The organism is Verticiella sediminum (assembly GCF_007558815.1).
Classification (GTDB): Bacteria; Pseudomonadota; Gammaproteobacteria; order Burkholderiales; family Burkholderiaceae_B; genus Verticiella; species Verticiella sediminum.
In genome coordinates this window covers 828,874-840,669 of record NZ_VLTJ01000039.1, presented here as the reverse complement: position 1 = coordinate 840,669, position 11,796 = coordinate 828,874, and the positions used below count along the sequence as shown (strand labels likewise).

Below are 11,796 nucleotides of genomic sequence, written 5' to 3'. Positions count from 1 at the left end.
GATCGTCAGGGCGCCCGGGCCTGCCCCGCAGCCGATGTCCACGGCCCGCCGGACCGGCCGCGTGCGCTGCGCCAGCAGCCACCGGATCTCCCGCACATAGCGATACGTATCCGGGCCGAAGAAAACCGCGTCCGGCGCCGTGGTCGGATAAGCCGAATGCAGGTAGAGCGCGCCGTCCAACGTCGACGCCCGCACCCGGCTGCGCCAGCCATCGGCGTCGGCGAGCAGCACGCCCGCCGCCTGCATGGCCCGCATCACGGCGTGCGGCACGACGCCCTCGCGAAAGGACCGGCTCCAGCCGAACACACCCGCTACGTCCCGCGCCCATCGGTTCTCCGGGCGGCTGTTCACGCGTTCGATCGTGAGCGGCGTGGGGCAGGTGTAGCGATGGCCTGCCTGCGCCAGCGCAACGGCCAGGGCGAACAATTCGCTCTCCGTCTCGAGCAGGTCCTTCATCGATTCGGTGTGGTTGGACGGCATGCACATTCCCATATCTCGAAGAGGCAGACGGTGGCACAGCGCTTGCGCTATCCGGTCATCCGCCCTGGTAGTTGCGGGGCGCCACGACTTCGGAACCGTATGATCGAAACCCTCGCCGACATGGCCGCGCTGGAAACACTCAGCAATTCCCCGGCCCGCCACCTGTATGAACAACTCTACCGGCCGCACCGCCATGCCGGCGCGCGACTGGCGGGCATCGGTTACCTGCGAGAGGCCCTGGCGCGTGCCGAAGCCCTCCCCTGCGAATTGCCCGATACCCTGGCGGCGCTGCCTGCGTGGATGCTCGCCCACCATCGCAACGCGCTGGCAAGATACGCCGGCTATCTCGAAGAACGCCGCACCGGCGCTCCCCGACGCTACTTCTCCGGCCGCGCCCATGCCCTCTATGCGCTGCGCAACGTCGCGCCGACCAAGGCTGTCGACGGCGCCTGGTTGTATGGCTTGCTCATGCATTGGCCGGACCGGCGCTATCACGGCCTGATCCGCACGTACCTGGAGGAACTGGGCGACGGCGATCCCGCGGCCAACCATGTCGCCATGTACGCGCGGCTGTTGGCGACACAGGGCTGCGAGCACTGGCAGGACCAGGACGACGCGCATTACGAGCAGGGCGTCATACAGCTCGCCCTGGCCAACAACGCCGCAACATTCACACCGGAGATCCTCGGTTTCAACCTGGGCTACGAGCAACTGCCGCTGCACCTGCTGATCACGAGCTACGAGCTGCGCGAGCTCGGCATCGACCCCTATTACTTCACGGTCCACATCACTGTCGACAATGGCGACACCGGACACGCGCGCAAAGCCATCGAAGCCGTGCTCGACAATGCGCCATTGGGCGACGCCGGCGACTATTGGCGGCGGGTGCGCAACGGCTATCGTCTCAATGCGCTGGGCATGGGTACCACGGACATCATCGCCGGATTCTCGCTGGAGAGCGAGGTCGTGCGCATCCTGAAGCGCAAAAGCAAGGCCGGACGCGGAGCGCATTCGGACTACTGCCGCATCGGTGGGCGCCACGTGAACGACTGGCTGCAGAATGAAGCCGATATCACGACGTTCCTGGCAGCGCTGCAAAAAGCCCGTTGGATTCGGCGCGGCGAACCCGCCGAGGCCTCGCGCTTCTGGCGCCTGATCGATGGACCGGGCGCCGATATGTTCGGTGTCTTCACACCCTATGAGCAAACCCTGATCCGGGAGTGGATCGAAAGCAGGCCGAACGCCGACGGCGGCGCCGGTTCTGCGTCGGGAGTCCGCTGCGACGATCCGCCTGGGCGGGCCCCCGCGTCACGCGCCCGCGCCATGGATGCGACGCTGCGTCGCGGCGGCGAGTGGGTGGCCGATGACGAGGTTGCCCGGCTGCAGGCTCATTTGGCCACCCGTACCACGGGCGAGCAGTGCATGCAGAGCCTGATTGCGCACATGGCGCCTGCCCTGCACCACACACCTGTGGGCTTGTGGGCGACGCGGGAATTCGCGCGTCGCCTGGCGTTCGTCTAGACAGGTGCAGCGGCCGGCCTGTGCGACTCGTATGCCGAACGTTCGTCCGGCTTTCGCTTCCTGCTCTCTTCTCAGCCGAGGCCCCGCGCGCGCGCCACGAGTTCATGCACGTAGCCCAGCTTGATTGCCACCGGCGGCGGGATGACGAAGGGGTAGAGATCGGGTTGCCCCATGGACCGGTTCAGGCTGTTGACCGCATAGGTGAGCGGCAGCCACGCGTCCAGCAGCGTCTGCACGTCGCCTGCGTGGTAGGCATCGAAGGAAATCCTGGTCTGTGTGCCCGCATCGTCGCCCACTGTCGGCGTGATGCTGATGCCGAAGGCCCCCGCCATCTCCAGCGTGTCGACGATGTGCAGATAATGCGCCCAGGTCTCCGCCCAGTCCTCCCAGGGATGCATGGTCGCGTAGGAGCTTACGTAATGCTCGCGCCAGTCCACGGGCGGCCCATCGCGGTAGTGGCGCTGGACCGCCTCGCCGTAATCGGCGCGCTCGTCGCCGAACAGTGCGCGATAGCTCTCCAGATGGCCGCCATCGCGTACCAGCTTGTCCCAGTAGTAATGGCCCACCTCGTGCCGGAAGTGGCCGAGTAGCGTGCGGTAGAGCTCGCCCATCGATGCACGCGCCGCCTCGCGCGTGGCATCGTCCGCTTCCTTGAGCGCTATCGTGATCACCCCGTTGTCGTGCCCTGTCATCACCTTGGGGCCACCCGGCACCTCGGCCAGGAACTCGAACACCAGCGGTTCCGGATCGCCGCTCGCCGCGGTGGGATGCGGCAGTCCGAACCGGAGGATGGCGTACATGAGTCGGCGCTTGGCCACCTCGATCTTTTGCCAGTTGATCAGGTTCTCCGCCAGCGAAATGTCGGGAATCGTGCGGTTGTGCCGACAGGCTGCACAGTATGTGTGCTCCTGCGCGGCGTCGACCATCCAGTTGCAGCCCATCTGCTCCCAGTTGCGGCAGAATCGGTAACGCCCCGCGGGACGCGCATACGCCGTCCATGCAGCCCCGTCGGGTTCGAGCGCGCTCAGCACGCCCACGTCGGTGAGATAGCCGAGCGCGCGCCCACAGCGCTCGCAACGCACATTCTCGAAGTAGAGCCGCTGACCACAGGCCTGGCATTGAAAGAGTTGCATGGCGGTATCCGTCATCAGGGATGCACCCCGGAGCACACCTCGTGCCGGTGCGCCGGGCCGGGGCGCCCGGCGGCCGGCCTGGGCATTCAGGCCGAAGCCGCGTCGCGGAGTTTGCGATCGAGATCGACCAGATCATCCGCCACCACGTCCCAATCCGCCTCGGCCGCCAGATCCTTGCGCTGGCCCGGTCCATACTCCTTCGGACGCGGAACGAAGGCGGTGCGCAGACCCAGCGCCCTTGCCGCATGCAGATCGTAGTTGTGCGCCGCGCACAGCATCACCTTCTGAGGCGGCAGGCCCAGCAGCCGGCAGGCGCCGAGATAGACCTGCGGGTCCGGCTTGTAATGCTGAAACAGATCCGCGCAGAACAACACATCCCATGGCAGACCTGCATGACGCTTCACATCGACCATCAAAGCCAGATTGCCATTGGTCAATGTGCCGATCACGAAGCGCTCCTGCAACCGGCGCAGACCATCCACCGTATCGGGCCAGGGCTCCAGCCGGTGCCAGAACCGGGTGATGCGATCGACCATGGCATCGTCCAGGCTGATGCCATGCTGCGCCAGCAGTGCAACCAGGCTCGCCCGATGCAGATCGTCGAGCACGGTCCATGGCAACGCGCCTGAGCGCACCTGGTCCATCGACGGCGCGTAGTGTCCGCGCCATTGGTCGGTCAGCGTCTCGGCGGGCAGTTCGCGACCCAGCTCGGCCGACAAGGCCTGGAATTGGGCGATCAGACTCGAGCGCCAGTCGACCACTGTGCCGAAGACATCGAAGAGAATGGCTTGCATGAGTACTCCTCAAACGCTGGATGCCGCAGTGAAGGCGAGGAATTCGGTATCCAGGGAGGAGTATCCCACGACGGAACGCGCGGGACGAAAGCGGCGCAATGGATGCGGCGCGGGGGCAAGCAAGTGACTGAACGCCCGCAGCCGCCATCCCTCCGCGGGAGCCTCGAGCATGACCGCCGGATCCTCGACGTCAGAAGGTCAGTTGCTTTATCAACGTCAGCGCATTGGGTACGGCTTCGCCCCGCGCCGTGTTGTCGAAAATGCACCAGACGCTTCGATTCCGCTCGTGCGCAAGACGCATCTGCGCAGCGACCGATTCGATGAAGGCGTCGTCGTAAGCCGAGTAATACATCTCGGGCGCACCGTGCAGCCGGATGTAGAGCAGCGCCGAGTCGCACGTGACTTCGACGTCGGCAACCGGCGCAGGATGCGCCTGTACGCAGGCGATACCTGCCTCGCTCAACACGGAATTCCCTAGCGGCGTGAACCAACTGGCATGGCGTGGTTCGCACGCGATCGGCACCTGCGTGCAGTCGCGCAGCAACGAGAAAAAACCCGTGGCGTCTTCTACGTCGAGCGCCAGACTCGGCGGAAGCTGGACCAGAACGCAACCGAGCTTGCTTTCCAACCGGGCCACCTCCTCGAAAAAAGCGCGCACAGGCACCTCGCATTGCTGCAAGCGCAGTTGATGCGTGACCGTGCGCGGCATCTTCACACTGAAGCGGAATGTGTCGGGCACGCTCTCGGCCCAGCGGGCATAGGTCTTGGGCTGGTGCGAACGATAGAACGACGAGTTGATTTCCACGCATGAAAACACCTGCGCGTATCGCTGCAAATGGGTGCCCTCGGTCGGAAACGAACTCGCCACCTTCGAGGAGAGCGACCAGCCGGCACATCCGACGAGCATGGCGGGTTGCGCCGTGGCGAGGCGGCTCGGCTGGTTCATAGTGCCAGGCTCGATGCGCTAGCGTTGGCGGTTTCCGCTTTTTTGAGGATCGCGTGCAGGTTCGTCCTGCCGTTCCGCCTCCAAGTCGTTCTGGCCGCCAGCCGCCGGCGTGTCGGTGTCCTCCCGCGGCAAGTCGGCGGCCGGCAGGGCCTTGTTGTCATCCTTCAGTCGGTCGTCGACGTGGCGCGATATCGGGTTGCTTCCTTGCTGTGCCATGGCGTTCTCCTGTGAAGCACCCTATACAGCAAGCCACATTCCCCGCTGCTCGGATTGATGCCCCGCCGCAACCCGTCGGGGACGACAGGATCGGCAGCGCGGCTGGCGGCACCGCGGGAACGCCGGATGCGCAGCCGCCGCGTGGCAACACCGCGCCAGTCGGCCAACCACGATGGGAGGAACTCATGGCACCAGGGCAACACCCGCCTGCCCGCCTCGGCACTGCAGCGCCCGCGCAGCCCGCCGCGCTGGCCGAGATGATCCGCGCGGCGGCCGAGCCGCTGCCACCGGCCGATGCGCCCGACTTCGGCCAGGCATTCGATCGCTACGCCGACCGACGGGTGGTGCTCCTGGGCGAAGCCAGCCACGGTACCGCCGAGTTCTATCTGGCCCGGGCGGCGATCACCCGGCGCCTGGTCCAGACGCACGGTTTCAGGTTCGTCGCGGTGGAAGCCGACTGGCCGGACGCCGCTACGATCGATCGCCACGTGCGCCTGCAACCGTCCACCGGGGGCCTCGCGCCGTTCGCCCGGTTCCCGACCTGGATGTGGCGCAATCGCGAGTTCGCCGACTTCGTCGCCTGGCTGCGTGCACACAACGCGCCGCTGGACGCGGCGCAACGGGTGGCCTTCCACGGGCTCGATCTGTACAGCCTGTCGGCCTCGATCGCCGCCGTGCTCGACTACCTGGATCGCGAAGACCCGGCCGCGGCCCGGGTTGCCCGCGAACGGTACGGGTGCCTCAGCCCATGGCGGCAGGATCCGGCAGTCTATGGCAGGCTGGCGCACAGCCCGGGCTTTGCCGGCTGCGAAGACGCGGTGATCGCCCAACTGCGCGACCTGCTGCGCCGGCGGCTGGACGACGGCGCGGCGCACACCGACGGGCTGTTCGACGCGACCCAGAACGCGCGGCTGGTCGCCTCGGCCGAGCGCTACTATCGCTCCCTGTACCGCGGCGCGGCGCAAAGCTGGAATCTGCGCGATACCCATATGTTCGAGACGCTGTGGCACCTGCTGGACAGCCACGGGCCCGAGGCGCGCGCCGTCGTCTGGGCGCACAACTCGCACATCGGCAATGCCGCCGCCACCGACATGGGAAAGGTCCGCGGCGAACTGAACCTCGGACAGTTGTGCCGCGAACGGTTCGGTGAGGCCGCCGCACTGATAGGCTTCGGCACCCACACGGGCACCGTCGCCGCCGCCTCTGACTGGGACGGGCCGATGCACGTCAAGGCCGTGCGGCCCTCGCGCGAGGACAGCTACGAATACCAGTTCCATCAGGCCGGCGCCAGCCCCTTTCTGCTCGATCTCGGCGAACGCGCCGACCGCCGGCTACTCGCGGCGCTGCGCGAACCGCGCCTGGAACGCTACATCGGCGTGATCTACCGTCCGGAAACCGAGTTGTACAGCCATTATGCCGAGGCCGCGCTGTCCGAGCAGTTCGACGCCTTCGTGTGGTTCGACGAAACCCGCGCCCTCACCCCGCTGGACACTGCCGCCGGCTCGCAGGAAGCGGCGCAGACGTGGCCCTTCGGCCTCTAGGGCGGATGCCGATGCATCCGGCGGCAGACGGGGCGGCGCTCGCCGCGGTCGACAGCACGGCTCTCACCTCCAACGGACGCTCTCAAACCGAACCGCAGCCCCCACCCCGGCCGGTACGGGTTTTGCAATCCCGGAGAGAGAGGCGGCAATCCCCGCCGCCGGGATTTCTCTTCCGACGGGCAGGCAATGACTCGAGCATCACGAGGGGGCCGGCGCGGCGCAGGGTCCGCACGGTCGTGCAGCAAGAATTGCAATGCTTGGGCAAAAGCCGCGTCCGCCCCTGCCTGACCGGACAGCAGCCCGCATTCCGAGGTGCCTACCATGCTTACCCCTCCCCTCTTTCGCGACCGCCGGCATGCCGGCCGGCTCCTTGCGCAGGCACTGCAGAGCTACGCAGACCGTCGGGATGTGCTGGTCCTGGCACTGCCCCGGGGTGGCGTACCGGTGGGCTTCGAGGTGGCGAGGGCGCTGCGCGCGCCCCTGGACGTGCTGGTGGTACGCAAGCTCGGTGTTCCAGGCCATGCGGAATACGCGATGGGGGCGATCGCCAGTGGGGGCATTCGCCTGCTGAACGACGAAGTCGTTCAGGGCATGGAGGTCACCAAGGCCCAGATCGACTCGACCGTCAGCGCCGAAAGCAAGGAACTCCACCGACGCGAGCAGGCCTATCGGGGCGTACGGCCGCCGCTGGCGGCGGCAGGCCGCACCGTCATCCTCGTCGACGACGGCATGGCCACCGGCTCGACCATGCTGGCCGCGGTCAGGGCCCTGCGCACCCTGCGTCCCGCCCATATCGCGGTAGCCGTGCCCACGGCGGCCGCCGATGTCTGCGCCCGACTGCGCGCCGAAGCCGACGAAGTCATCTGTACAACGACGCCCGAACCGTTTCGGGCGGTCGGGCTTTGGTATGCGGATTTCTCCCAGACCAGCGACGATGAAGTCCGGGAACTGCTCGACGAAGCGCAAGCGGGAGGCGGACCGGACAGCTATTGACCAAGGCCCAGGCCCCAGCCCCGCCCTTGAGAAGGCCCTGGCCGGTATCCACCAGGTTCAGCGAGCAGCGACACTACGCACTGGCGGATTGCACGGTGGTGTCGGACTTAGCGGCCGACCACGCACTCCACGAGCCCGCGTACAGCGACGCCTCGACGCCGAGGTCCTGCACCGCGGCGATCAGATACGCAGCGGCCACGCCCGAGCCGCAATAGGCCACCACCGGCCGTCCGTCGGCGAGCAGGCCCAGGGCTTCGGCGCGGGCGCGGCGCTCATCGAGGGGAAGCAGCCGGCCCTCGGCGTCCTGCCATTGCGCGGCCGGGCTGTTGACTGCGCCGGGCAGGTGGGACGGCGCCTCGCCGCTGCCCTCGAACGCCGCCTTGCCGCGCGCGTCGACGAGACGGTAGGCCGACGGGTCGCGCGCGATCTGCTCGGTGCCGATCTCCGCCAGTCGCGGCGCGCTCGCATCGGTCGTGGCCGCCGCCGACAGCGCGTCGGCGTGTGCCCCGCGGTCCTGCCAGGCCTTGAGCCCACCGTCGAGGATGCGAACCCCGCGCCTGCCGGCCCAGCTCAGCACCCACCACGCGCGCGCCGCGCTCGTGCCCGTGCCGGCGTCATAGACGACGATCGGCGCGTCCTCGACGATGCCGGCCTGCGTCAGCCAGGCGTGCACTGCGCCGCGCTCGGGCAGCGGCAGCCGACCGCGCGCGCCGCCCCCAGCGCCCGCATAGTGGGTCGGGAGATCGGTCGGCACGGAGCCGGGGATCAAACCTTCGGCCGCGCCGGGCTCGGCGGCGACGAAGAGCAGCGCGGGCGCGTCGGGCCCGATCAGGCGGGCGGCGAGCTCGGTCGCGGAAACGAAGGGCGAGATGGGAGCGTTGGGTGTTGTCATGGCATTTCTCGGGTTCAGGATCGGGTCTTGTTGCCGGCCAGCAGGTGGGCGCCTGCCGCCGCCGGCATGGCAAGACACATCAGGGCGCTGGCAAGCGCGGCGGCGCTCAGCAGCAGATAGGTCCAGAGATGGCTGTGCAGAACGTCCACGCCAGGCACCTGTTCCAGCACGCGCAGCAGCACGGCGGCCAGCGCCACACCGAGCGCCACGGTGAGGTTCTGGATGGACAGAAAGAAGCTCGTGGCCGATGCCAGGCGCGGCTTCTCGACGTCGGCGTAGGCGAGCGTGCCGTAGGCGTTCATCTGCAGCGAGCGCGCCCAACCGAAGCCGAACAGGGCCAGGACGTAGACGATGAGTGCGTCGCGCGGGCTCAAGGCGCCGGCCAGCGCCAGACAGGCGGCGGCGAACACGCCGTGCAGCAGCAACCCGGTGCGGTAGCCCAGGCGGCGCAGCAGGCGGGTGCTGAAGAACTTCATGGAGAAGCCGCCAATCGCCGGCACCAGCACCACCAGACCTGCGGCGAGCGGGCTGTAGCCGTAGCCCTGCTGCAGGGTGAGCGGCAGCAGGAAGGGCACGCCGCCGACGGCGATGCGGAACACCGAGCCGCCGGCCATCGCGTCGCGAAAACTCCTCACGCGCAGCAGTCCCAGGGCCAGCACCGGTGCGGCCACGCGGCGCGCATACCAACCGTAGGCGGCCAGCAGGACGAGCCCCGCGGCGAGCGCGAACCACGCCGTGCTCAAGCCGCCGTCGCCGCCATGGCGCTCGCCCAGCACCACCAGACCGTACACCAGGCCAGCGAAGCCCAGGCCGGTGAGCGTGGCGCCCGCGACGTCGAAACGTACGTCCCGGCTGCCCGCGGTGGAAGGCAGGAAGCGGCGCACCAGGTACAGCGCGCCCAGGCACAGAGGAATATTGATCCAGAAGATCCAGCGCCAGCCGAGGTAGGTGGTGAGCAGCCCGCCCAGGAAGGGACCGACCATGGGCGCGATCATCGCGAGCAGGATGACGAGCGCCATGGCCTCGACCAGCTCGTGGGTGGCCGCCGCCCGCAGCACGATGAGCCGTCCCACCGGCGCCATCAGCGCGCCCGCGAGCCCCTGTACGAAGCGCAGCCCGATCAGCACGCCGGCATCCTGCGCGAACCCGCAGGCGGCCGAGCTCACCAGGAAGGCGCCGATGGCGGCGGTGAAGACCGCCTTGTCGCCGAAACGCTCGGCCAGACGCCCGCTCATCGGGATCAGCACGGTGAGCCCGAGCAGATAGGCGGTGATCGCCGCGCTGAGCGTGATGGCGTCCGTGCCGAGGTCCGCGCCCATGGCCGGCAGCGCGGGCGCGATGATGGTCGCGTCGAGCTGCTCGATGAAGAAGATGGCCGAGACGATCCATGCCACCCGGCGAGTGGCGGGCGACAGGGCTGGCGTGGCCGTTCGCGCGGCACCGGCGGTGGCTGACATCACGCCACCTGCCGGTCGCCGGCCACCGCCTGCAAGGACGGCGCCTCGCCGCCCGCGATCAGCGAGCGCAGCGTCTCGCGCACCGGCTGGCGGGCACCGCCGGCCTCCCACTGCGCCCGTGCGAACTCACCCGCCACCCGCCCGGGACGGTCGAACACCAGGATGCGGTCGGCCAGCAGCAAGGCCTCATCGAGCGAGTGCGTGATCTGGTAGACCGTCTGGCCCTGCGCCTTGGCGATGCGCTGGAAGTCGGCGCGCAGCGCAGCGGCGGTGACTTCGTCGAGGTGGCCGAAAGCCTCATCGGCGATCAGCACGTCGGGCCGGGTGATGAGAGCGCGGGCGATCGCCACGCGCTGTCGCATGCCCCCCGACAACTCGTGGGGGTGGGCGTGCTCGTAGCCGGCCAGCCCGACCTTGGCGAGCAGGTCGGCCGCCTCGCTCTCGGTGCGGGCGTTGCGCGCGTGCAGCACCTCGAGCGGCATCAGCACGTTGTCGAGCGCGGTGCGCCAGGGCAGCAGGCGGTCGCTCTGGAAGACGCAGCCAATGCGCCCGCGCAGACGCTTGAAGTCGCGGTAGGGATCCACGCCCAGTACGTCGACCCGGCCGGCGCTCGCCGGCGTCAGCCCGAGGATGAGGTTCACGCTGGTGGACTTGCCGCAGCCGGTGCGACCCACCACGCACACGTGCTCGCCGGTGCGCACCCGAAAGTCCAGGTCGGAGATCGCGGCCGGGCCGCCGGTGCGCGAGAAGCGCTTGGCGACGTGATCGAAGGCAATGGCGACATCATGCGGCATCGTTGCGGACTCCATCGGAATGCCGGTAGGCAAGATAGCGCCTTTCGACCAGGCTCAGCACCTGGTTGCTGGCGATCACGAAAAGCACGAGCATCGCGGTCCAGACGATGGTCTGGTCCATGCGGAAGAGCTCCTGCGAGACGCGCAGCTCGTGGCCGATGCCGGTGATCCCGCCCAGCAGCTCGGCCATGATGGTCACGCGGGTGGCGTTGCCGACGTTGATGCGCCACACCGTGAGTAGCGAGGGCAGTACCGCGGGCCACCACAGGATGCGGGCCTTCTGCCAGGGCGTCGGGCGCAGCGACTGCACGAGGTCGACCCAGTCGCGCGGGATGCTGCGCAGCGCGTCGCGGGCCTGGTAGAAGAAGGCCGGCAGCGCCGAGGTGATCACCACGAAGGCGATCCGCGTCTCGGCCTCCTTGAACCAGATGATGGCGAACAGCACCCAGCACACCGACGGAATACCCTGCTTGAGCTCGACCAGCGGCACGAGGAAGCGCTCGACGTGCTGGTTCCAGGCCGCTGCCAGCCCGAGCAGCGACGACAGCAGGAACGAGCCCAGGAGGTAGACCCAGATGCGGCCGTAGGTGGTGGCGATCGACGACCAGCCGTCGGCCGATGACAGCAGCGCCGCGCCGGTGTCGGCGATCTGCGCGAACGAGGGAAAAAACATCGGCGTCGAATGACGCGACGCCCATTCCCAGGCGATCACGAGGATGGCGACCGCCAGAAAGCCCTCCCACGGCCACTGTCGGGGCCGGCTCGCGGTCCGCCGACGTGCAGTGCGCAGGCCGGCGGCCGTTTGCGTCAGTACGTTCATGATTGACTTCTCAGTTGTCCATGGCGCTGCGCCTTGCACGGCGCATGAAAGCACGCTGCCCCATCCAGGGTGCCGCGGATCCGGCTTTGCCGGTCCGCCAGCACCGCCTACTGAAGCGCCCCCAGGGTCGGGCTGCGCCCGGCCCGCCCCCCGAGGGGGCAAGGAAACTTGGGACGGCCCGGCGTTTCCTTGAGGGGGCGCGCGTCAGC

The 11,796-nt window shown here is 68.3% G+C and carries 11 protein-coding genes and 1 pseudogene; 3 read left to right on the top strand and 9 right to left on the bottom strand.

What is annotated here, in order from left to right; genetic code table 11:
* Positions 1 to 480, bottom strand: a pseudogene (locus FOZ76_RS27635) (SAM-dependent methyltransferase); the annotation flags it as partial.
* 120 nt (positions 481 to 600) lie between these two features.
* On the opposite strand from FOZ76_RS27635, the gene FOZ76_RS23445 reads away from it, so the two are divergent.
* On the top strand, positions 601 to 2,001 hold the full coding sequence (locus FOZ76_RS23445) for an iron-containing redox enzyme family protein (RefSeq protein ID WP_170235595.1): 1,401 nt from the start codon (positions 601 to 603) through the stop codon (positions 1,999 to 2,001).
* A 71-nt stretch (positions 2,002 to 2,072) separates the two neighbouring features.
* Here FOZ76_RS23445 and FOZ76_RS23440 read toward each other — a convergent pair whose 3' ends face one another.
* From FOZ76_RS23440 to FOZ76_RS23425, 4 genes are all read right to left on the bottom strand, one after another.
* The gene (locus FOZ76_RS23440; protein WP_143950656.1) at positions 2,073 to 3,134 is read right to left on the bottom strand and encodes a zinc-binding metallopeptidase family protein; all 1,062 of its coding nucleotides are present in this window, start codon (positions 3,132 to 3,134) and stop codon (positions 2,073 to 2,075) included.
* 86 nt (positions 3,135 to 3,220) lie between these two features.
* A complete protein-coding gene (locus FOZ76_RS23435) occupies positions 3,221 to 3,928 on the bottom strand; it encodes a haloacid dehalogenase type II (protein ID WP_143950655.1) in 708 nt (235 codons plus the stop codon).
* 190 nt (positions 3,929 to 4,118) lie between these two features.
* A complete protein-coding gene (locus tag FOZ76_RS23430; RefSeq protein WP_143950654.1) occupies positions 4,119 to 4,874 on the bottom strand; it encodes a DUF72 domain-containing protein in 756 nt (251 codons plus the stop codon).
* 18 nt (positions 4,875 to 4,892) lie between these two features.
* Positions 4,893 to 5,090, bottom strand: a complete 198-nt coding sequence (locus FOZ76_RS23425) for a hypothetical protein (protein ID WP_143950653.1) — start codon at positions 5,088 to 5,090, stop codon at positions 4,893 to 4,895.
* Positions 5,091 to 5,275: 185 nt separating this feature from the next.
* On the opposite strand from FOZ76_RS23425, the gene FOZ76_RS23420 reads away from it, so the two are divergent.
* Both FOZ76_RS23420 and FOZ76_RS23415 read left to right on the top strand, forming a co-directional pair.
* Entirely contained in the window at positions 5,276 to 6,631 is a 1,356-nt protein-coding gene (locus tag FOZ76_RS23420) for an erythromycin esterase family protein (protein ID WP_143950652.1), read from the top strand.
* 321 nt (positions 6,632 to 6,952) lie between these two features.
* Complete coding sequence (locus FOZ76_RS23415; RefSeq protein WP_143950651.1) at positions 6,953 to 7,624, top strand: phosphoribosyltransferase; 672 nt, start codon at positions 6,953 to 6,955, stop codon at positions 7,622 to 7,624.
* Between the two features lie 73 nt (positions 7,625 to 7,697).
* Here FOZ76_RS23415 and FOZ76_RS23410 read toward each other — a convergent pair whose 3' ends face one another.
* The 4 genes from FOZ76_RS23410 to FOZ76_RS23395 are packed head-to-tail and all read right to left on the bottom strand — an operon-like array spanning position 7,698 to position 11,587.
* Positions 7,698 to 8,516 carry a sulfurtransferase gene (locus FOZ76_RS23410; protein WP_143950650.1) on the bottom strand — a complete coding sequence of 273 codons (819 nt, stop codon included), beginning with the start codon at positions 8,514 to 8,516 and terminating at the stop codon, positions 7,698 to 7,700.
* 14 nt (positions 8,517 to 8,530) lie between these two features.
* Entirely contained in the window at positions 8,531 to 9,973 is a 1,443-nt protein-coding gene (locus FOZ76_RS23405; RefSeq protein WP_143950649.1) for an MFS transporter, read from the bottom strand.
* Complete coding sequence (locus FOZ76_RS23400; protein ID WP_170235594.1) at positions 9,973 to 10,767, bottom strand: ABC transporter ATP-binding protein; 795 nt, start codon at positions 10,765 to 10,767, stop codon at positions 9,973 to 9,975. The genes FOZ76_RS23405 and FOZ76_RS23400 overlap by 1 nt, the downstream gene beginning before the upstream one ends.
* Positions 10,757 to 11,587, bottom strand: coding sequence for an ABC transporter permease (locus tag FOZ76_RS23395; RefSeq protein WP_143950647.1), 831 nt, complete (start codon positions 11,585 to 11,587; stop codon positions 10,757 to 10,759). The genes FOZ76_RS23400 and FOZ76_RS23395 overlap by 11 nt, the downstream gene beginning before the upstream one ends.
* Positions 11,588 to 11,796: the final 209 nt, after the last annotated feature.

Excerpts from the sequence above, each read along its gene's own strand:
- FOZ76_RS23405 (WP_143950649.1), bottom strand. The coding sequence starts at position 9,973 with ATGTCAGCCACCGCCGGTGCCGCGCGAACGGCCACGCCAGCCCTGTCG.
- FOZ76_RS23420 (WP_143950652.1), top strand. The coding sequence starts at position 5,276 with ATGGCACCAGGGCAACACCCGCCTGCCCGCCTCGGCACTGCAGCGCCC.
- FOZ76_RS23435 (WP_143950655.1), bottom strand. The coding sequence starts at position 3,928 with ATGCAAGCCATTCTCTTCGATGTCTTCGGCACAGTGGTCGACTGGCGC.
- FOZ76_RS23395 (WP_143950647.1), bottom strand. The coding sequence starts at position 11,587 with ATGAACGTACTGACGCAAACGGCCGCCGGCCTGCGCACTGCACGTCGG.
- FOZ76_RS23440 (WP_143950656.1), bottom strand. The coding sequence starts at position 3,134 with ATGCAACTCTTTCAATGCCAGGCCTGTGGTCAGCGGCTCTACTTCGAG.
- FOZ76_RS23445 (WP_170235595.1), top strand. The coding sequence starts at position 601 with ATGGCCGCGCTGGAAACACTCAGCAATTCCCCGGCCCGCCACCTGTAT.
- FOZ76_RS23410 (WP_143950650.1), bottom strand. The coding sequence starts at position 8,516 with ATGACAACACCCAACGCTCCCATCTCGCCCTTCGTTTCCGCGACCGAG.
- FOZ76_RS23415 (WP_143950651.1), top strand. The coding sequence starts at position 6,953 with ATGCTTACCCCTCCCCTCTTTCGCGACCGCCGGCATGCCGGCCGGCTC.
- FOZ76_RS23400 (WP_170235594.1), bottom strand. The coding sequence starts at position 10,767 with ATGCCGCATGATGTCGCCATTGCCTTCGATCACGTCGCCAAGCGCTTC.
- FOZ76_RS23425 (WP_143950653.1), bottom strand. The coding sequence starts at position 5,090 with ATGGCACAGCAAGGAAGCAACCCGATATCGCGCCACGTCGACGACCGA.
- FOZ76_RS23430 (WP_143950654.1), bottom strand. The coding sequence starts at position 4,874 with ATGAACCAGCCGAGCCGCCTCGCCACGGCGCAACCCGCCATGCTCGTC.